The 18,356-nt window shown below is 64.0% G+C and carries 18 protein-coding genes; 11 read left to right on the top strand and 7 right to left on the bottom strand.

All coding sequences use genetic code 11. The features are described 5' to 3' along the window. The 5 genes from JQ641_RS24430 (at window position 1) to JQ641_RS24410 (ending at window position 5,811) form a co-directional block, all read left to right on the top strand. Window positions 1-471 (top strand): GNAT family N-acetyltransferase, encoded by a 471-nt coding sequence (locus tag JQ641_RS24430; RefSeq protein WP_211998444.1) that lies wholly within the window; start codon window positions 1-3, stop codon window positions 469-471. A 175-nt stretch (window positions 472-646) separates the two neighbouring features. Next, window positions 647-859: a hypothetical protein gene (locus JQ641_RS24425; RefSeq protein ID WP_211998443.1), complete on the top strand. Its 213-nt coding sequence runs from the start codon at window positions 647-649 to the stop codon at window positions 857-859. A 79-nt stretch (window positions 860-938) separates the two neighbouring features. Next, a complete protein-coding gene (locus JQ641_RS24420) occupies window positions 939-2,111 on the top strand; it encodes a phosphoserine transaminase (RefSeq protein ID WP_211998442.1) in 1,173 nt (390 codons plus the stop codon). A 126-nt stretch (window positions 2,112-2,237) separates the two neighbouring features. After that, window positions 2,238-3,827, top strand: a complete 1,590-nt coding sequence (serA, locus tag JQ641_RS24415; protein ID WP_211998441.1) for a phosphoglycerate dehydrogenase — start codon at window positions 2,238-2,240, stop codon at window positions 3,825-3,827. Between the two features lie 322 nt (window positions 3,828-4,149). Beyond that, window positions 4,150-5,811, top strand: a complete 1,662-nt coding sequence (locus JQ641_RS24410; protein ID WP_211998440.1) for a mucoidy inhibitor MuiA family protein — start codon at window positions 4,150-4,152, stop codon at window positions 5,809-5,811. Window positions 5,812-5,983: 172 nt separating this feature from the next. On the opposite strand, the gene JQ641_RS24405 is transcribed toward JQ641_RS24410, so the two are convergent. The 5 genes from JQ641_RS24405 to JQ641_RS38080 all read right to left on the bottom strand — a co-directional run bounded on the left by JQ641_RS24405 (window position 5,984) and on the right by JQ641_RS38080 (window position 10,530). After that, window positions 5,984-7,339 carry an esterase-like activity of phytase family protein gene (locus tag JQ641_RS24405; RefSeq protein ID WP_211998439.1) on the bottom strand — a complete coding sequence of 452 codons (1,356 nt, stop codon included), beginning with the start codon at window positions 7,337-7,339 and terminating at the stop codon, window positions 5,984-5,986. A gap of 142 nt (window positions 7,340-7,481) precedes the next feature. Further along, window positions 7,482-8,282, bottom strand: coding sequence for a heme ABC transporter ATP-binding protein (locus tag JQ641_RS24400; protein WP_211998438.1), 801 nt, complete (start codon window positions 8,280-8,282; stop codon window positions 7,482-7,484). Continuing rightward, window positions 8,279-9,373 carry a FecCD family ABC transporter permease gene (locus JQ641_RS24395; RefSeq protein WP_211998437.1) on the bottom strand — a complete coding sequence of 365 codons (1,095 nt, stop codon included), beginning with the start codon at window positions 9,371-9,373 and terminating at the stop codon, window positions 8,279-8,281. The genes JQ641_RS24400 and JQ641_RS24395 overlap by 4 nt, the downstream gene beginning before the upstream one ends. After that, window positions 9,370-10,317 carry a heme/hemin ABC transporter substrate-binding protein gene (locus JQ641_RS24390; RefSeq protein ID WP_211998436.1) on the bottom strand — a complete coding sequence of 316 codons (948 nt, stop codon included), beginning with the start codon at window positions 10,315-10,317 and terminating at the stop codon, window positions 9,370-9,372. The genes JQ641_RS24395 and JQ641_RS24390 overlap by 4 nt, the downstream gene beginning before the upstream one ends. 6 nt (window positions 10,318-10,323) lie before the next feature. Further along, window positions 10,324-10,530, bottom strand: a complete 207-nt coding sequence (locus JQ641_RS38080; protein ID WP_249150650.1) for a hemin uptake protein HemP — start codon at window positions 10,528-10,530, stop codon at window positions 10,324-10,326. 261 nt (window positions 10,531-10,791) lie between these two features. Here JQ641_RS38080 and JQ641_RS24380 point away from each other — a divergent pair, with 261 nt between their 5' ends. The 6 genes from JQ641_RS24380 (at window position 10,792) to JQ641_RS24355 (ending at window position 16,384) form a co-directional block, all read left to right on the top strand. Then, window positions 10,792-13,164, top strand: a complete 2,373-nt coding sequence (locus JQ641_RS24380; RefSeq protein WP_211998435.1) for a TonB-dependent hemoglobin/transferrin/lactoferrin family receptor — start codon at window positions 10,792-10,794, stop codon at window positions 13,162-13,164. A gap of 162 nt (window positions 13,165-13,326) precedes the next feature. After that, a complete protein-coding gene (gene hmuQ / locus JQ641_RS24375) occupies window positions 13,327-13,662 on the top strand; it encodes a heme-degrading protein HmuQ (protein ID WP_211998434.1) in 336 nt (111 codons plus the stop codon). 12 nt (window positions 13,663-13,674) lie between these two features. Next, window positions 13,675-14,190, top strand: coding sequence for a heme utilization cystosolic carrier protein HutX (gene hutX / locus JQ641_RS24370; protein WP_211998433.1), 516 nt, complete (start codon window positions 13,675-13,677; stop codon window positions 14,188-14,190). Between the two features lie 32 nt (window positions 14,191-14,222). After that, entirely contained in the window at window positions 14,223-15,017 is a 795-nt protein-coding gene (gene exbB / locus JQ641_RS24365; protein WP_211998432.1) for a tonB-system energizer ExbB, read from the top strand. A gap of 3 nt (window positions 15,018-15,020) precedes the next feature. After that, window positions 15,021-15,470, top strand: a complete 450-nt coding sequence (gene exbD / locus JQ641_RS24360) for a TonB system transport protein ExbD (RefSeq protein WP_211998431.1) — start codon at window positions 15,021-15,023, stop codon at window positions 15,468-15,470. An 83-nt stretch (window positions 15,471-15,553) separates the two neighbouring features. Then, window positions 15,554-16,384, top strand: a complete 831-nt coding sequence (locus JQ641_RS24355) for an energy transducer TonB family protein (protein WP_211998430.1) — start codon at window positions 15,554-15,556, stop codon at window positions 16,382-16,384. An 8-nt stretch (window positions 16,385-16,392) separates the two neighbouring features. On the opposite strand, the gene JQ641_RS24350 is transcribed toward JQ641_RS24355, so the two are convergent. Together JQ641_RS24350 and JQ641_RS24345 are read right to left on the bottom strand one after the other, a co-directional pair. Then, window positions 16,393-17,295 carry a carbohydrate ABC transporter permease gene (locus JQ641_RS24350; RefSeq protein ID WP_192737599.1) on the bottom strand — a complete coding sequence of 301 codons (903 nt, stop codon included), beginning with the start codon at window positions 17,293-17,295 and terminating at the stop codon, window positions 16,393-16,395. Next, a complete protein-coding gene (locus JQ641_RS24345; RefSeq protein ID WP_192737598.1) occupies window positions 17,288-18,253 on the bottom strand; it encodes a carbohydrate ABC transporter permease in 966 nt (321 codons plus the stop codon). The genes JQ641_RS24350 and JQ641_RS24345 overlap by 8 nt, the downstream gene beginning before the upstream one ends. Window positions 18,254-18,356 lie beyond the last annotated feature (103 nt).

Here is an 18,356-nt window from a genome sequence, read left to right as displayed (position 1 = left end):
ATGGCCACCGTTTCGCAAGTCACCATCCGTCGCGCGCGCCGTGACGATGTCGGTCACATCGTTGCCATGCTGGCGGACGATCCGCTCGGTGGCCCGCGCGAGCGGCTCGAAGATCCATTGCCGCACGCCTATTTCGACGCGTTCGAACGCGTCGCGGGCGACCGGAATATTCAGCTCGTGGTCGCCGAAGACGGCGAGGGCGCTGTCGTCGGCTGCCTGCAGCTGTGCATCCTCCCTGGATTGAGTTCGCAGGGCGCCTCGCGCGGTTTGCTCGAGGATGTCCGCGTCGCCAGCCATTGCCGCAGCCGGGGCATTGGCGAGCAGTTGGTGCAATGGGCGGTTGCAGAAGCGCGCGCAAACGGTTGCAAGCTGGTGGAACTGCTGACGCATCATACGCGCGTGGATGCGCAACGGTTTTATGAACGGCTTGGGTTCGCGCGCAGTCATGTCGGCATGACCTTGAGATTCTGAGCTTTATTCTTGTGCAAAGTTGAGTCGCGGCGCAGGCAATTGCCTAGAGTAGTCGTGACTCTGCAATCCCATTAACAGGCGATAAACTACCTCGACCTCCGTGATTTTACGGAGAGGAACGTCTCCGCTATGTCAGCGTCTCCCATGGGGCCGTGGGCAACTCTGGGGATTTTCGATGAAGGATTTTTCGATCGTGCGGATCGGCAACGAATATGTCGTGCAGGCTGGCGAGAAAAGCGTTTTGAAAACTTCGAGCCGGCGCATGGCCGCCAGGCTGATCAACGATGCGGCCGGACTGCTGGAGCAGCAGCCGGTCTCGTCCACCGACGTCGATGCTTCAATCACCTGTGATGTCAGGGACATATCGGAAGCGCCCGAAGTTCCTTGACGATTGGGCGCGATTCCCTTAATCACCGCCGCGGGACACCTCCCCCCAACGGGAGGCTTGCTATCTGGAAGGATAGAATATGACCGTAGCGAAGCCCGCTTTGCGGCCCAACGTGCCGCATTTCTCCTCCGGCCCCTGCGCCAAGCGCCCCGGCTGGAACCCCGCAAATCTCAAGGACGCCACGCTCGGCCGTTCGCATCGCGCGAAGGTCGGCAAGGCCAAGCTCAAGCTCGCGATCGAATTGACGCGCGAAGTGCTTGACGTGCCGGCCGGTTACAAGATCGGCATCGTGCCCGCGTCCGATACCGGCGCGGTCGAGATGGCGCTGTGGTCGTTGCTCGGTGCGCGTCCCGTCACCACCATCGCCTGGGAATCCTTCGGCGAAGGCTGGGTCAGCGACATCGTCAAGGAACTGAAGCTCAAGGACGTCACCAAGCTGCACGCCGGCTACGGTGAAATCCCCGATCTTTCCAAGGCCGATCCCGCCTCCGACATCGTCTTCACCTGGAACGGCACCACTTCCGGCGTGCGCGTGCCCAATGCCGACTGGATCAAGGCCGACCGCGAAGGTCTCACCATTTGCGACGCGACGTCCGCCGCTTTCGCGCAGCCGCTCGATTTCGCAAAGCTCGATGTGGTGACGTTCTCCTGGCAGAAGGCGCTGGGCGGCGAGGCCGCGCACGGCATGCTGATCCTGTCGCCGCGCGCGGTGGAACGGCTGGAGACCTACAAACCGGCCTGGCCGTTGCCCAAAATCTTCCGCCTGACCAAGGGCGGCAAGCTCAATGAAGGCATCTTCGAAGGCGAGACCATCAACACGCCGTCGATGCTGTGCGTCGAGGATTATCTCGATGCGCTGAATTGGGCGAAATCGATCGGCGGCCTCAAGGCGCTGATCGCGCGCGCCGATGCCAACACCAAGGCGATTGCCGACTGGAAGGCCAGGACGCCGTGGATCGACTTCCTGGCCAAGGATGCGGCGATCCGCTCCAACACCTCGGTGTGCCTGAAATTCGTCGATCCCGCGATCACCTCGCTGACGGCGGACGCGCAGGCTGACTTCTCCAAGAAGCTGGTCGCGCTGGTGGAGAAGGAAGGCGCCGGTTACGACTTCGCCTATTACCGCGACGCGCCGGCGGGCCTGCGGATCTGGTGCGGCGCCACGGTGGAAGCCTCCGACGTCGCGCTGCTGACGCAGTGGATCGACTGGGCGTTCGCCGAGACCAAGGCCGCGTTGCCGAAGGCTGCTTGAGCTAGCGTCATCTCACATCGTCATGGCCGGGCTTGACCCGGCCATCCATCGAAAAAGAAGATGGACCCGCGGGTCAAGCCCGCGGGTGACGACATCAGTACATCGTCGCCCATAGGGATCACACCAATGTCCAAACCCAAAGTTCTCATCTCTGACGCGCTATCGCCCGCCGCCGTGCAGATCTTCAAGGACCGCGGCATCGATGTCGATTTCCAGCCCAATCTCGGCAAGGACAAGGACAAGCTCGCCGAGATCATCGGCAATTATGACGGGCTTGCGATCCGCTCCGCGACCAAGGCGACCGCGAAGATCATCGAGAAGGCCAAGAAGCTGAAAGTGATCGGCCGCGCCGGCATCGGCATCGACAATGTCGAGATTCCCGCCGCGACCGCCAAGGGCATCATCGTGATGAACACGCCGTTCGGCAATTCGATCACGACTGCCGAACATGCGATTACCCTGATGCTGGCGCTGGCACGCGAGATTCCGCAGGCCGATGCCTCGACGCAGGCCGGCAAGTGGGAGAAGAACCGCTTCATGGGCGTCGAGATCACGGCCAAGACGCTCGGCGTGGTCGGCTGCGGCAATATCGGCGCGATCGTCGCCGACCGCGCGCTCGGCCTGCGCATGAAGGTGATCGCCTTCGATCCGTTCCTGTCGCCGGAGCGCGCCAAGGACATCGGCGTCGAGAAAGTCGAGCTCGACGACCTCTTGAAGCGCGCCGATTTCATCACGCTGCATACGCCGCTGACCGAGAAGACGAAAAACATCATCGACGCGGGAGCCATCGCCAAGATGAAGAAGGGCGTGCGCATCATCAACTGCGCCCGCGGCGGCCTGGTCGACGAGCAGGCGCTGGTCGATGCCCTGAATTCCAAGCACGTCGCGGGCGCCGCCTTCGACGTCTTCATCGAGGAGCCCGCTACCTCGAACGTGCTGTTCGGCCATCCCAACGTGATCTGCACGCCGCATCTCGGCGCTTCCACCACCGAAGCGCAGGAGAACGTCGCCCTGCAGGTCGCCGAGCAGATGTCGGATTATCTTTTGACCGGCGCGATCTCCAATGCGGTCAATTTCCCCTCGATCACCGCCGAAGAGGCGCCGAAGCTGAAGCCGTTCATCGAACTGGCCGAGAAGCTCGGTTCGTTCGCGGGCCAGCTCACCGAGAGCGGCATCCTCCAGGTGCAGATCACCTATGAGGGCCATGTCGCCGAAATGAAGATCAAGGCGATCACCTCGGCGGTGCTGTCCGGCCTGCTGCGGCCGATGCTGGGCGACGTCAACGTGGTCTCGGCGCCTGTCGTCGCCAAGGAGCGCGGCATGGTGGTCGACGAGATCGTGCGCGCGGCGCAGAGCGATTACGAAAGCCTGATCACCGTCACCGTCGTCACCGAACGCCAGGAGCGTTCGGTGTCGGGCACCGTCTATCACGACGGCAAGCCGCGGCTGGTCGATATCAAGGGCATTCGCGTCGATGCCGAGTTCGGCAAGTCGATGATCTACGTCACCAATGAGGACAAGCCCGGCTTCATCGGCAGCTTTGCCGGTTTGCTCGGCGACGCCAAGATCAACATCGCGACCTTCCACCTCGGCCGCGTCAAGCAGGGCGGCGACGCCATCGCGCTGGTCGAAATCGACGGTGAAATTCCGGCCGACGTGCTCGCCAAGGTGCAGGCGTTGCCGCAGGTGAAGCAGGCCAAGGCGCTGGTGTTTTAAGAAAGGGGCTTTCTTTTTTGTCGTCCCGGCGAACGCCGGGACCCATAACCACAGGCATTTGTGGTTACCCCAGGTGGTCGCTCCAGCTTTCTCCAAATCGATGGGCCGCGGAGTATGGGTCCCGGCGTTCGCCGGGACGACATCGTGCCCATTCCTGCTGCCGTTGGCATGCTCTACTAGCCCGCCCGCCGCGATCCCGCCGCGGCGCTGCCTCACCGAAACCCCAATCGAACCAGTTCCTCGCTCGCAACGTCTCATCACCAGGGGTGGTGGGATTTTTTGCGTCGCCGTTCAGCAGGCGGCCTTTCGGAGAGGGAAACCAATGCAGTTTCTAGCCAAGTATCTTGTGACGACCAGCCTCGTCGTGGTTGCGGCGTTGGCCGCAGCTCCGGCGCGGGCGGCCGATGTTCCTGCAAGTTCGGCTGTCGATGCCGTCACCGTCTATCCCGACGGCGCCAGCATCACCCGGGTCATCACCGTCGACCTTCCGGCCGGCGACCACTCGGCCGTGCTGAAGGATTTTCCGCTGACGCTGGATCCGTCCTCGCTGCGGGTCGAGGGCGAGGCGGGGGCAAAACTCACCATTGGCGCCATCGACGCCAAGCCGCCGCGCGCGGCGCCGCCGGTCAATCTGCCCGAACTCGACAAACGCATCGAGGTGCTAAAGGACCAGCGCGCCGATCTGCAGGGCGCGATCAATTCAGCCGCGGCGCGACGCAAATTCGCCGAGCGGTTTGCGGAAGCCTCGCCGGCCGGGATCGGCGACAAGGGTGAGGCGCGCCCAATTGCCGAATGGCGCGCGGCCTTTGCCGCCGTGGCCGAGGAAGTCGCCACCGCCGACAGCGCGATCCGCGAGGCCGAACGCAAGCAACGCGAACTCGACCGCGAGATCGCGCGGCTGGAAGCCGACCGGGCGCAGAAGCCGCCGAGCAAGCTCGAGGTCCGGATCGAACTCGCCGCGGCCGCCGCGACCAAGGCCACGTTGCGGGTGACCTATGTGGTGCGTAACGCGCGCTGGATGCCGCTGTATGATGCCCGTCTCGACACCGGCGCCAGGGACCGCAAGCCCGCGCTCGAACTGGTGCGCCGCGCCGAGATCACCCAGAACACCGGCGAGGACTGGTCTAACGTCGCGCTCGCCGTTTCCACCGTGCGCACCGCGCGTGGCGGCAAGGCGCCGGATCTGAATTCGCTGATCGTGCAATATCCGCCGCCGCCGCGGGCTGCCGCATCCATCAGCGGTGGCATGGATGCCGCCAAGCCATTGGCGCGCGCGGCCCCGGCGCCGATGACGCAGGAGGCACGTAGCAAGGTAGCTGAGGAGCAACAAGCCACGGCAGAAGTCGACGGCTTCCAGGTCACCTTCAAAATTCCCGGTCGTGTCAGCCTCGGCGCGAGCGAGGGCGCCAAAAGCCTGCGCGTCTCCTCTGCGATCATCGCGCCCGATCTTGCGGTCCGCGCGGTGCCGGTGCTGGACACGACCGCGTTCCTTGAAGCCAGCTTCAAGCAGACCGAGGACGCGCCATTGCTGCCCGGCCGTGTCTCGATCTACCGCGACGGCGTGTTCGTCGGCCGCGGCCAGATGGCGGCAGCCGGCAAGGACGAAACGGTCCGCCTCGGCTTCGGCGCCGACGACAAGATCAAGATCGAGCGCACGGTGGTGAAACGCAACGAGGGTTCCGCCGGCCTGATCGTGACAACGTCGAAGACCGACGAACGCTCGTTCAAGACCACCATCCGCAACGGCCACGACTTCCCGATCAAGGTCGCGATCGAGGATCAACTGCCGGTCAGCGAGAACGAGGACATCCAGGTCGAAATGCTGTCGTCCTCGACACCGCCGACCACGAGCAACCTGCGCGACAAGCGCGGCGTGCTGGAATGGGCGTTCGAGGCCAAGGCCGGCGAAGTCCGCGACATCGGCTTTGCCTGGCGCGTGCGCTGGCCCAAGGACAAGGGCGTGGTGATGCTTCCGGCGGGCTAGAACTCGTCATGCCCGGCCTTGTGCTTGCCAACCTCGCCCCGCTTGCGGGGAGAGGTCGGATCGCACTTGCGATCCGGGTGAGGGGGTACAGGTCTATCGACAGACCTCGCTGGCGGAGAGAGCTCCTCACCCCGACCCTCTCCCCGTGAAGGACGGGGAGAGGGAGCAGAGGCTACTTCGCCTTCAAAAACTCACCCACTTCCAGCAGCACGAACTCGTTGTCGTCGGCCTTGTTCGGATCGCGGCTCGAGGAGAACGGCAGATTGTTGTCGTTGCCGACGATGATGTGGGTGTCGTCGACGCGGTCGACGTTCTCGATGGTGAAGAAGGGGAACGTCAGCACGCCGTCATTGAGCGGCTTCTTTGCCTTCTTGTCGGGATCGCGGATCTTCATCAGGTCGATGTAGGCGATCTTGCGCACCGGCTTGCCGGCGTTGGCGTCGTTAAGCTCGACCTTGTAGACGCGCTTGAATTTGGCGAGGTCCGGGAAGCAGTTCTCGCCGCGGGTGCCTTGCGGGCAGGCCTTGTCCGCGGTGCCTTCGCCATTGTCGCGCTCGATGATCAGGCCGGAGGAGGCGTCGATCATGTTGAAGTCGCCGATCGCGTGGCCGTTGGCCTCGAACACATAGTGCCAGTAGCGCCCGGTGAATTTTTCGGCCGCGACGTCGAATTCGAGGATCCGCGCGGCTTCCTTGCCGTCGACCTTTTCCCAATCCTTTTTCTCGGCGTCCCACAGCGGGCCTTCCAGCAGGCCGTAGAGGAACTTGCCGTCCTTCGATCCGCCAAAGCCTTCATAGCCCTTGGAGCGGCGCAGGTTGACAGTGGTGTAGCTGGCGCCGGGTGCGCCCGGCGACTGCACCGACCAATGGTCGGGCGAACGCACCGGCTTGCCGTCGGCGGTGGTGTCGAACACGGCGAGCACTTTTCCGGTCTTGTCGGCTTTCAGGATGTAGGGACCGAATTCATCGCCGATCCAGAAAGTGTCGCCGATGATCTGGAAACCTTCGGTGTCGAAGTCGGCGCCGGTGAGATAGCGCTTGGCGGTGGCTTCGTGGACGATGCGGAACGGCACCTTCTTGTCGGGGTCATGCAGGAAGACGGTTTCCTGGCGGTCGACCTTGCCGGTCGCCCAGTCGATTTTGTGCCGGTTCAGATACAGCATCGAGTCGGCCGAGTTATAGCGCGAGCCCATGCCGTTGTCGGTGAGCACCCAGAACGAACCGTCCGCCATCACCTTGATGCCGGAATGGCCCTGCAGCGGCTGGCCCTTGAACGGCAGCGCGACGCCGGTCGGGCGCTCATAGGATTTTCCCATCACGCTGCCGACGGCATCCACGCGGCGACCGGTGGTGTATTTGCCTGATGTCTTGAGATCATCAGGCGCGTCGGCGGGGGCCTCGACAAAGGATTGCGCGGGGAGGAGGGCGTGGCCCTTCAGCGTGGCGGGAAACTCGCCTTCGCCTTGCGCAAACGCGGCACCTGTAGCCAGAAACACCGAGGCGACGGAACAGAGCAGTGACATGCGCATGGTAAGATCTCCTGTGAGAAGCGATGCCGTGTTCTCCGGGGAGCGTGTAACAGCCGCCTGACAGTTTTATGAAACACCGGTGATGCCGTTGGATAAAGTTGCGGCCTTACGCCGCCCGCGCCAACGAGGATTCCTTGGGCGGCTACCGGGTCGCGACCGGCCGCATGGTCTGCGGCAGCAGGAACGGCACGCCATGGTCGGTATATTCGACCGTGACGTCCACTTCGAAGATGCGGCGGATGGTTTCGGCCGTGATGGCGTCGGTGCGGCCGCCGTCGATTGCCAGCCTGCCGCGGTGCAAGAGCACGATCCGGTCGGCGAAGCGCATCGCGAGATTAAGGTCGTGCAGCACCGCGATCACGGCGGTGCCGCCCCGCGCGCGCAGCTTGGCGGTTTCCACCAGATCGATCTGGTGGCGCATGTCGAGGCTCGAGGTCGGCTCATCCAGGAGCAGCAGTCCCGGCCCGTGCTGCGCCTCGCCGCAGGCGAGTTGCACCAGCACGCGGGCAAAATGCGCGCGCTGCTGTTCGCCGCCGGACAAGGTCGGCAATTGCCGGTGGCTGAAGCGCTCCAGCCCGACCTCGTGCAGTGCTGTCTCGACCAGCCTTTGCGTGGCGGCGCGGCTGTTGTCGCCGGCGCCCATGGCGACGATCTCTTCGACCGTGAACGGGAAGGTGACGTTGACGTGCTGCGACAGCATGGCGCGATGCTGGGCCAATTGGCGCGGTCTGTAGGCGTCGATGCCGCGCCCTTTGAGTTCGACATGGCCGCGGGTCGGCCGGAGATCGCCGGACAGCATCCGCAGCAGCGTCGATTTACCCGCACCGTTGGGCCCGACGATCGCGACCATCTCGCCGGCGGACACGCGCAGGTCGATGGCGTCGACCAGGGTCGCGTCGCCGATCCGCAGCGACACCGAGCGTGCTTCGAGGATCGGGTTCATAGCCCGACCAGCCCGCGCTGGCGCAGCAGCATGGCGAGGAAGAACGGCGCGCCGACCGCCGCGGTCAGGATGCCGATCGGCAATTCGGCAGGCGCAACGATGGTGCGCGCCAGCGTATCGGCCCCGACCAGCAGGATCGCGCCTGATAATACAGAGGCGGGCAGCAGCAGCCGGTGCGCCGGCCCGATCACCAGCCGCAGCAGATGCGGCACCACGATGCCGACAAATCCGACGACGCCGCAGATCGACACCGCGACGCCGGTCATCGCCGACACCAGCACGATCGAAATACGCTTCAGCCGCTCGACATCGACGCCGCTGTGAAACGCCTCGGCCTCGCCGAGCACGAGCACGTCGAGCCCTCGGCCGATCCACAGGCAGGCGATCAGCGCGAACAGCAGCACCGGCGCCAGCGTGGCGACCTTGGGCCAGGTCGAGCCGCTCAGCGATCCCAGCAGCCAGAAGGTGATGTCGCGCAGCTGGCGGTCGTCGGCGACGAACACCAGGAGCCCGATGCCTGCATTGGCGATGGCGGCGATCGCCAGCCCCGCCAGCAGGAAGATCGCAATCGAGGTCCGTCCCGAACGGCTGGCGATGCCGTAGAGCACGATGGTGGTCGCCAGCGAGCCGAAGAAGGCGGCGAGCGGCAGCAGCTGGTTCTGCATGAAGTGCAGGTTTTCGCCGAGATGGCTGTTGGTGAACACGATGGCGCTGGCCGCCGCAAACGCGCCACCGCTGGAGACGCCGACGAGGGCGGGATCGGCCAGCGGATTCCGGAACAGCCCCTGCATGATGGTGCCGGACGCGGCGAGCAGGCCGCCGACCATCGCCGCCGCCGCGATCCGCGGAATCCGGATCGACCACAGCACGAGCTGATCGCGCGCCGCCAGCGGATGCGGCGATGCATCGCTCCACAGGCCGAGCGCTGCCGGTAGCCGCGACAGCGGAATTCCCGCAGCGCCCATGGTCAGCGCGATCAGCGCCGCACCGGCCAGCGCCAGCAGCAACCCGACCAGTGTCAGCGTGGCGGCGGGCCGCAGCGCGATGCCGCTGCGGCGCTTCGCGCTCTCCGCCTCGGCCACGGCGGTCATTGCCGGCAGTTCGCCGTCAGCGCGGCCGGCGTGAAACTCGCCATCTGCGGCGCCAGCGCCGGATAGAGCTTGACCGAGAGGTCGCGCGCGGCGGCCGCGGTGCGCGGACCGAAGCCAAGCAGATAGAGGCCTTCCATTGCAATGAAGGCCTTGTTCGCCACCACAGGCGTCATCGCGAAGGCCGGATGGACAAAGACGGCTTCGGCTTCGAGCGAGCCCTTGCTGCGCTCGATCGAGAGCACCACGTCGGGCCTCGCCGCGACGATCGCCTCGTCATTGATGATCTTGTAGCCCTCATAGCTGTCGATCGCGTTGACGCCGCCGGCCAGCGCGATGATTTCATTCGCCGCGGTGTTGTGGCCCGCCGCCATAACGCGGCCGTTGAGCAGCGACATCACGAACATCACGCGCACGGGCTTTGTCACTTTGGCGCGCAGTGCACGCAGTTGCGCCAGGTCGCCGGATACCGCCGCGGTGAGGCATTCGGCGCGCGCGTCGGCGCCCATGGCGTGGCCGACCAGCTTGATCTTGTCGAGCAGGCCCTGTTCGGAAAAGGTCTCGGGCACCAGCACCAGCGGCACCTTTGCCGCCTCCAGCACGTCCATGGTTTCCTTCGGCCCCGATCCCTGCACGGCAAGCACGAGCGAAGGGTTGAGCCCGAGCACGCCCTCGGCCGAGAGCTGGCGCATATAGCCGACATTGGGTTTGTCGCGCAGCGCCGACGTCGGATAGAGGCTGGTCGCATCGACACCGGCCAGCCGGTCCTCGAAGCCCAGCGCGTAGAGGATCTCGGTGATGGCGCCGCCGATCGAAACGATCCGCGCCGGGTCCGAGATCGTGACGTCGCGGTTGCGCGCGTCATGCACCGTAATGCCCGCCGCCAGCGCCGCGCCGCCAATGGCGAAGGTGGTGGCGAGCAGAGCGAGTGTGCGACAGATTGCCATCAGGGATCACTTGGTCAGGATCAGCTTGTTTTGCGACGTCAGTCGCAAGCGGTAATTGTCTTCGCCGTGCGCAATGATGATCTCGCGTTCGGTTGCAAACAGCTCGCGGCTGTCGAGCCGGTTGCCGCTCATGACTACCGATCGTGCGGCAACAGGGGGAGTCCCTGCTTTCCCGGTGGCGTCTGCGAGTTTGTCTCCGGAAGGTGCGGCCATCTAATTCTGTTGTGCCCCAAAGAAGTTCTTATGATCCAACCTTGTATAGGTGGGCCGAAGCGCAATCCAACCGCGGCAATTTACAATAGATATAAAGTGCGGCCTGCGGTCATTGACCGCCCCGACGCCACCGCTTAACCAATTATGACAGAATGCGGGCCGGGGGGCCCGCGTTCGAAAAGTGGTAGCCAGCAAGCAGCTCGCACGTCGCGCAGCGCCCGCCAGCCAGACCCGAGAAATAGATAACAGGTTGGGGTTGTTATGGCTGACGGGGCTAGGTATCCGCGCGCGCTTTTTTTGGGCGCGTCGGTGGTGTCATTTGCGTTGCTGATGGGCGATGCCGCGGTTGCGCAGACCGCGGACACGCAGGAGACCGGTCGTCCGTCGGAACGGAAAAAACAGGCCAAGCGCAAACCCGCCAAACCGCAAGCCGAGCAGGCAGCCGCGCCGGTGTTGAATGCGTATGCGCAGGTCGGCCGCGCGCCGGTGCAGTCGCTCGACACCATCACCGTCGCGGCATCGAAGACCGAGGAGCGCGCGATCGATGCGCTGGCGCCGGTCAGCGTCGTGACGCTCGAACAGATCCAGGGGCGTCAGGCCTCTACGGTCGGCGACCTCCTCTACAATATCCCCGGCGTCTGGGTGCAGAATCGCGGCGATGAGCCGTCCACCGCAATCAACATTCGCGGCCTGCAGGATTTCGGTCGTGTCGCCGTGGTGGTCGACGGCGCCCGGCAGAATTATCAGCGCACCGGCCATTTTGCGAACGGCTCGTTCTTCCTCAATCCCGAATTGATCGCCGGTATAGACATCGTGCGCGGCCCGACCGCGAACATCTACGGCTCCGGCGCGATCGGTGGCGTGGCCTCGTTCCGCACCAAGGACATCGAAGATGTCGTGCGCCCGGGCGAGCGCTGGGGCGTGGATGCCAAGACGATCCTCGGAACCAATTACGGCCGTGCGCTCGGTTCGATCTTCGGCGGCGTTCACGTCAATCCGAACGTCGATGTGTTTGCCGGCGGCACCTACAGCACGCAGGAGAACTACAAGGACGGCACCGGCTATGAGGTCGCCAATACCGGAAACCGTCTCAACAGCGGTATCGGCAAGCTGACGGTGCGCCCGGCCGACGGGCACGAGGTCAAGCTCGGCGCGATCTTCCAGGAGAATATCTACAGCGTCGGCCAGCCACCGCGACTCGCCGGTGATCCCAATTCGACCAACGCGAACGGCACCAACAACCTCAACGGCACGTCGATCTACGCGACCAATGTGAAGAACTACACGACCACGCTCGGCTGGAAATATTCGAAGCCTGAGGACAAGTGGTTCGATTGGGACGCGAAGGTCTACTGGAACCGCACCGACAACGACCAGATCAAGACGGGACATACGACCACGACGGCGTCGGCCTTCTGCGGCGGCGTCCCCGGAAATGCGGTCTCGGGCTGCATCGGCAGCAACCGTGGATATCTGCTCGACACGGTCGGTGTCGACGTTCACAACACGACACGTTTCGAGACCTATGACTGGCGCCACGCCGTCACCTACGGGCTCGATGCGTTCCAGGACAGGGTGTCGACCGAGGACCTTCGCGGAACCTCCGAGATTACGACTCCGGGTGGCCGTCGCACGGTGTCCGGCGGATTCGTGCAGTGGAAGGCCAATTACACCTCTATGCTCGAAGTGGTGGGCGCGCTGCGTTACGACAACTACAAGCTGGAATCAGCCACGACATCCTCCAGCGGCGATCGCTTGTCGCCGAAGATCACGGTCGGCCTGATGCCCCTGGCCGTGCTGACGCCCTACGTCAGCTATGCTGAAGGCTACCGTGCGCCGTCGATCACCGAGACGCTCGTCAACGGCCCGCATTCCGGCGCCACTCCGCAGGACTCGTTCTTCCGCTGTCCGTCAGGCACGACAGGACCCGGCGCGGATTCGACATTCTGCTTCGTTCCCAATCCGAACCTGCGTCCCGAAATCGGCAAGACCAAGGAAATCGGCTTCAATCTGAAGAAGAACGACGTGTGGGTTGCCGGCGACAGCATCCGCGGCAAGTTCAACTTCTTCCGCAACGATATCACCGACTACATCGATCAGGTTGCATTCGGAACGCCGGTCATCGTTCCCGGCTTTGGCAGCTTCTTCCCGTTCCTGCAGTACCAGAACGTTGCAAGGGCCAGGATTCATGGTTTCGAGGCCGAAACCATGTACGACGCCAACCTCTGGTTCGTCGGGGTCGCAGGCACCTTCCAGGAGGGCAAGAACCTTCAGACCAATTTCGGGCTATACAGCGTCCCGCCGCAGAAGATTACGACGACGGCTGGTTTGAGGTTCCTTGAGAACAAGCTGGTGGTCTCGGTGATGTGGACGTCGGCGAAGGCAAACAGGGACATTCCCGTGACCTATACGCCTGCAACGTCGTACGATCTCGTCAACCTGTATCTTCAATACAAGCCGACGGCCGACCTGACCCTCAATCTCTCAGCCGAGAATATCTTCAACACGTACTACCGGCCTTACGCCATCCCGGTCGGCACCACCGGCGACACGCAGAACGATGTGAAATGGGCGAGTGCGGGACCCGGAATGGTCTTCAAGGGCGGTCTCAAATATCACTTCGGAGGCACCTGATCGAGGTAAGAAGAATCGGCGGTCTCTTGATTGAGTGAGAGACGGCCACCATCGACCCACCGGGCCGCGTTGATGCTCCAGCGCGGCTGCGGTGCGTTCGTGTTTTCGTCAAATTCAACTGGTTCGCTCGCAACAGAGACGGACCGCAACAAGGAGATTTTCATGTTTATCGCGATGAACAGGTTTCAGGTGAAGCTCGGCCAGGAGCAGGCTTTCGAGACGGTGTGGGCAACGCGGGAGTCCTATCTCGGCTCCATGGCCGGCTTCGTCGAATTTCATCTGCTCAAGGGTCCGGTCGCCGACGACCACACGCTGTATTCGTCGCACACCACCTGGGTCGACAAGGCGGCGTTCGAAGCCTGGACCCGCTCGGACGAGTTCCGCCGCGCCCACGCCCGCGCCGACAACAAGACCGGCGAAAGCCTCTACCTCGGCCATCCCAAGTTCGAAGGTTTCGAGGTGATCCAGTCCGAGCGCAAAACCAGCGCCGCCGCCTGACGGGAGGCCTGCATGTCGAGCACGCAGAGCGCCGATCTCAAGGCGTATATGGCGGAAAATCCGGGCGCGGTGATCGAGGACGTTGCGCGCGAGCGCAACGTCACGCCGCGCGCGGTGATCGAGGCGATGCCCGAAACGATGGTGCGTATCGGTGCCGGCAGCCATTTCGCCGCCGCGATGCAGGACATCGCGCAATGGGGCGAGGTGACGCTGATTGTCCATACCGTTGATGCGATCTTCGAGTTCACCGGCGCGATCCCGGCGGGCGAGGTCGGCCGCGGCTATTTCAACCTGATGCAGCCGAAGGGATTGCACGGCCATCTCAGGCATGAACGCTGCGACGCGCTCGCCTTTGTCGAGCGTCCCTTCATGGGCAAATCGTCGGCCTTCGTCGCCTTCATCAATGTCGATGGCGGCATCATGTTCAAGGTGTTCGTCGGCCGCGACGAGACCCGCGCGTTGCGCGGCGATCAGCTGAAGCGTTTTCAGTCGCTTGCGGACAGCCTTGCTTCGGCAAAGGCGGCCTGACCATCCGCGTTGTTGTCAGCCGGGAGGTGACGATGCAGCAGAATGTGCGCAAGTCGGGATCGAGAAAGCTGGCGGTCTTGATGGCCGCTGGCGTGGCGGCGTTTCCGGCGGCGGCGCTCGCCGCCACCGATACCGCGTTGCTGCCGCGCAATCTCTCGCCATGGAACATGTTCGTCAATGCCGACATCGTGGTGCAAGCCGTCATGGTCGGTCTGGCGTTTGCCTCGCTGGTGACCTGGACGATCTGGCTGGCGAAGACGCTCGAGATCAGGCGCAAGACCGCGACCGCCAGGCGGCGGATTTCCCTGCTCGAGACCGATACGGTGCTCGCCGACGTCGAAAAGCAGTGCCGCAACAGTGGCGACGCGGTGGCGCAGATCGTGCAGTCCGCCGCGCGCGAAGCCAGTCTTTCCGACGGCATCGCCGATGACGGTTTCAAGGAGCGGATCGCACTGCGGCTGGAACGGGTCGAGGCCGCGATGTCGCGGCAGATCGCGCGCGGCACCGGCGTGCTGGCGACCATCGGCGCGACAGCGCCCTTTGTCGGCCTGTTCGGCACAGTGTGGGGCATCATGAATGCCTTCATCGGCATTTCCGAAGCCCACACCACCAATCTTGCCGTGGTCGCCCCCGGCATCGCCGAGGCGTTGCTGGCGACCGCGCTGGGGCTGGTGGCGGCGATCCCGGCGGTCGTGATCTACAACCATCTGACGCGCACGATTTCGGCTCACCGTGCGCTGCTCGGCGACGCCTCTGTCATGGTCATGCTGCTGATCAGCCGCGAGGGCGATCGCGGCTCGTTCCGGCTGGCGCGCGCCGCGGAGTGAATCATGGGCGCTAGATTGGGCACACGCGCAAGCTTCGGCGGCCGGTCGCGCGGCAGTGACGATGATCTTGCCGAGAACCACGAGATCAACGTCACGCCGTTCATCGACGTGATGCTGGTGCTCTTGATCATCTTCATGGTGGCCGCGCCGCTGGCCACCGTCGATCTCGGCGTCGATCTGCCCGCCAGTGCGGTCGAGCCGGCGCCGCGTCCGGACAAGCCGGTGTTCGTCACGGTGAAGCCGGACCTGTCGGTCGCGGTCGGCGAGGACATCATCGCGCGCGACACGCTGACCGCGACGCTCGATGGCGCCACCAAGGGCCGCAAGGACGAGCGGATCTATCTGCGCGCCGACAAGGCCGTCAGCTACGGCGACCTGATGGAGGTGATGAACCTCTTGCGCAACGCCGGCTATCTCAAGGTCGCGCTGGTCGGCCTCGACGGACGAACCTAGCGCATGATCCGGAAAAGTGGACGCCGGTTTTCCCTCGACAAACACGGAAGCGTTTGCTCGGAGATCATGCGCAAACAAAATAGATGACCATGAACGCGTTCGCGCTGTATGATGCCACCGATCACGCCGGGGTACGGCGCTGGAGCGCATCGAGCATTGCGATTCTTGCAGCCCATGCCGCGCTGATCGCGCTGTTCATGAACTGGTACACGCAGCGGCCGCCGCCGGGCGCCACCTTGCCCGCGATCATGGTCGAGATGGCGCCGGTATCGGCGGCGCCGCAATCGACTGAGCTGGAGCGCGCGCCTGACCAGTTGATGGAGCAGGCTGACGCCTCGCCGCCGGAGCCGGTCAAGCAGCAGGAGGTGGTCGAGGAGCAGATCGCGCCGACCCCGCCGCAGGAGAAGCCCGAGGTGGTGGCGCCGCCCGAGCAGAAGGTGGAAATGAAGCCGGCGGCCGAGCCCGCCAAGCCTGTCCCGACGGCCACGCCGACACCGGTCAAGCCGAAGGTGGTCCGGCCCGACGCGAAGAAGCCGAACCAGGCGACACCCGCGCCACGCACCGCGGCGCCGCCGCGTGTTGAGCGCCAGGCCCAGACCGCCTCCGCCGCCAGCGCCGGTGCATCGGCCTCGGCGCTCGCATCCTATAACCAGCGCGTCCGCGCGCATCTGATGCGTTTCCACCAGTATCCGTCGGGGGCCAACGGCCAGCGCGGCGTCGCGCGGCTGTCCTTTACGGTGAGCCGCGGCGGACAGGTCAGCGGGGGCCGCCTCAGCGGATCGTCAGGCGTTGCCGCGCTCGACGCGCAGGCCTCGGCGATGATCCGCCAGGCTTCGCCATTTCCCCCGATTCCATCCGAAATCCCGCAGGGATCGATCAGCTTCACGATCCCTGTGGCGTTTACGGTCAGATAATCGATCGTCTATTCCTTCACCGCGCCGGTCAGCGACGAGACGTAATAGTCGACGAACAGCGAGTAGAACAGCGCGACCGGCAGCGAGCCGAGTAGCGAGCCCGCCATCAGCGCGCCCCACTGGTAGACGTCGCCGGTGACGAGTTCGGTCAGGATCGCGACGGGAACGGTCTTGTTGGCGCCGCTCTGGATGAAGGCCAGCGCATAGATGAACTCGTTCCACGACAGCGTAAACGAGAAGATGCCGGCCGAGATCAGGCCGGGCACCGCTAGCGGCAGCGTGATCCGCCGCAGGATCTGCAGCCTTGTGGCGCCATCCACCAGCGCGCATTCCTCCAGCTCATAGGGAATCGACTTGAAGTAGCCGATCAGCAGCCAGGTGCAGAACGGCACCAGGAAGGTCGGATACACCAGGATCAGCGCCATCGGCGAGTCGAACAGGCCGAATTGCACGATCACGGTGGCCAATGGAATGAACAGGATCGAGGGCGGCACCAGATAGGCGAGGTAGATGCCAAGGCCGACATAGGGGCTGCCGCGGAAGCGCAGTCGCTCGATCGCGTAAGCGGCCAGCGTCGAGGCGAACAGCGACAGGAAGGTCGAACCAACCGCCACGAACATCGTGGTCTTCAGCCAGGTTGGATACGCCGTGTTGAACAGCAGATGCTTGATGTGGGCGATGGTCGGCGAGGTGATCCAGAACGGGTTGTGCTCCTTGTAGTTCAGAAGCTCCGCGTTCGGTTTGAACGAGGTGATCGCCATCCAGTAGAACGGGAACAGCAGGATCAGCACGAAGCACGACAGCGGCAGATAGATCATCATCACCCGCCGGGCGCGGGAATCCCACGACATGGTGTCCGGCGTGGCGCTGGCGACATTGCTGTTGCCCGGTGAGGCGGCTACGTCAGTCATTGGCTTCTCCTTGCTGCCATTTGCGGCGGGCGAGGCCGAAGTAGCTGAACAACGTCGCGAAAACGAGGAACGGGATCATCGACACCGCGATCGCCGCACCCTCGCCGAGCTCGCCGCCGGCGATGCCGCGCTGGAACGCCAGCGTCGCCAAGAGATGCGTCGAGTTGACCGGCCCGCCGCGGGTAATGGCGTAGACGAGCTGGAAGTCGGTGAAGGTGAAGATGATCGAGAAGGTCATCACGATGGCGAGAATCGGCATCATCATCGGCAGCGTGATGAAGCGGAAGCGCTGCCAGGCGGTGGCGCCGTCGAGCATCGCCGCCTCATAGAGCGAGGGCGAGATGGTCTGCAGGCCCGCCAGCAGCGAGATCGCCACGAACGGAATGCCGCGCCAGATATTGGCGACGATCAGCGAGAAACGCGCCGGCCACGGCGTGCCCAGGAAGTCGATGTTGGTGGTGCGGACGTGCAGCACGTCGACCAAAAGATAGGAAATGATCGAGAATTGCGGATCGTAGATCCACCAGAACGCCAGCGCCGACAGCACCGTCGGCACGATCCACGGCAGCAGGATGATGGCGCGGAGCAGGCTCTTGAGCGGGAAGTGGTTGTTGAGCAGCAGCGCCAGCCAGAAGCCGAGCGCAAATTTCCCGATGGTCGCGACCGCGGTGTAGAACACGCTGTAGAACACCGCGTTCCACCACAAGGGATCCTTCAGCAGATACTGGAAATTCTCCAGGCCGATGAAGACGCCGCGCTGGCCGATGGTGGTATCGGTGAAGGCGAGCCAGACGCCGAGGCCGAGCGGGTAGGTGAGAAACACCGCCAAGAGGCCGATCGCCGGCGCAAGGCACATCACGATCAGGAACGGCTTGTAGTCGAACAGGCGCACGATCCAGCCCGGTTGCCGCTGCTCAATGATGCGTCGAGGTCGAGAAGGTAGGGTCGTCACAGACATCAGATGGTTGTCCTAGGTGTCCCAGTCATTCCGGGCTGGTCCGCAGGACCGAACCCGGAATCTCGAGATTCCGGGTCTGGTGCTTACGCACCATCCCGGAATG

This window comes from Bradyrhizobium sp. JYMT SZCCT0180 (assembly GCF_018130165.1).
Classification (GTDB): Bacteria; Pseudomonadota; Alphaproteobacteria; order Rhizobiales; family Xanthobacteraceae; genus Bradyrhizobium.
Note: the sequence above shows the minus strand (reverse complement) of the source record. Positions and strands in the feature narration are given on the sequence as shown.

Bases quoted from the DNA above. Each gene is read 5' to 3' on its own strand.
- JQ641_RS24390 (WP_211998436.1), bottom strand. From the start codon at position 10,317: ATGGCAATCTGTCGCACACTCGCTCTGCTCGCCACCACCTTCGCCATT.
- JQ641_RS24355 (WP_211998430.1), top strand. From the start codon at position 15,554: ATGACCATGAACGCGTTCGCGCTGTATGATGCCACCGATCACGCCGGG.
- JQ641_RS24410 (WP_211998440.1), top strand. From the start codon at position 4,150: ATGCAGTTTCTAGCCAAGTATCTTGTGACGACCAGCCTCGTCGTGGTT.
- JQ641_RS24345 (WP_192737598.1), bottom strand. From the start codon at position 18,253: ATGTCTGTGACGACCCTACCTTCTCGACCTCGACGCATCATTGAGCAG.
- JQ641_RS24350 (WP_192737599.1), bottom strand. From the start codon at position 17,295: ATGACTGACGTAGCCGCCTCACCGGGCAACAGCAATGTCGCCAGCGCC.
- JQ641_RS38080 (WP_249150650.1), bottom strand. From the start codon at position 10,530: ATGGCCGCACCTTCCGGAGACAAACTCGCAGACGCCACCGGGAAAGCA.
- JQ641_RS24395 (WP_211998437.1), bottom strand. From the start codon at position 9,373: ATGACCGCCGTGGCCGAGGCGGAGAGCGCGAAGCGCCGCAGCGGCATC.
- exbD (WP_211998431.1), top strand. From the start codon at position 15,021: ATGGGCGCTAGATTGGGCACACGCGCAAGCTTCGGCGGCCGGTCGCGC.
- JQ641_RS24380 (WP_211998435.1), top strand. From the start codon at position 10,792: ATGGCTGACGGGGCTAGGTATCCGCGCGCGCTTTTTTTGGGCGCGTCG.
- hmuQ (WP_211998434.1), top strand. From the start codon at position 13,327: ATGTTTATCGCGATGAACAGGTTTCAGGTGAAGCTCGGCCAGGAGCAG.
- JQ641_RS24405 (WP_211998439.1), bottom strand. From the start codon at position 7,339: ATGCGCATGTCACTGCTCTGTTCCGTCGCCTCGGTGTTTCTGGCTACA.
- exbB (WP_211998432.1), top strand. From the start codon at position 14,223: ATGCAGCAGAATGTGCGCAAGTCGGGATCGAGAAAGCTGGCGGTCTTG.
- JQ641_RS24425 (WP_211998443.1), top strand. From the start codon at position 647: ATGAAGGATTTTTCGATCGTGCGGATCGGCAACGAATATGTCGTGCAG.
- hutX (WP_211998433.1), top strand. From the start codon at position 13,675: ATGTCGAGCACGCAGAGCGCCGATCTCAAGGCGTATATGGCGGAAAAT.
- JQ641_RS24400 (WP_211998438.1), bottom strand. From the start codon at position 8,282: ATGAACCCGATCCTCGAAGCACGCTCGGTGTCGCTGCGGATCGGCGAC.
- serA (WP_211998441.1), top strand. From the start codon at position 2,238: ATGTCCAAACCCAAAGTTCTCATCTCTGACGCGCTATCGCCCGCCGCC.
- JQ641_RS24420 (WP_211998442.1), top strand. From the start codon at position 939: ATGACCGTAGCGAAGCCCGCTTTGCGGCCCAACGTGCCGCATTTCTCC.
- JQ641_RS24430 (WP_211998444.1), top strand. From the start codon at position 1: ATGGCCACCGTTTCGCAAGTCACCATCCGTCGCGCGCGCCGTGACGAT.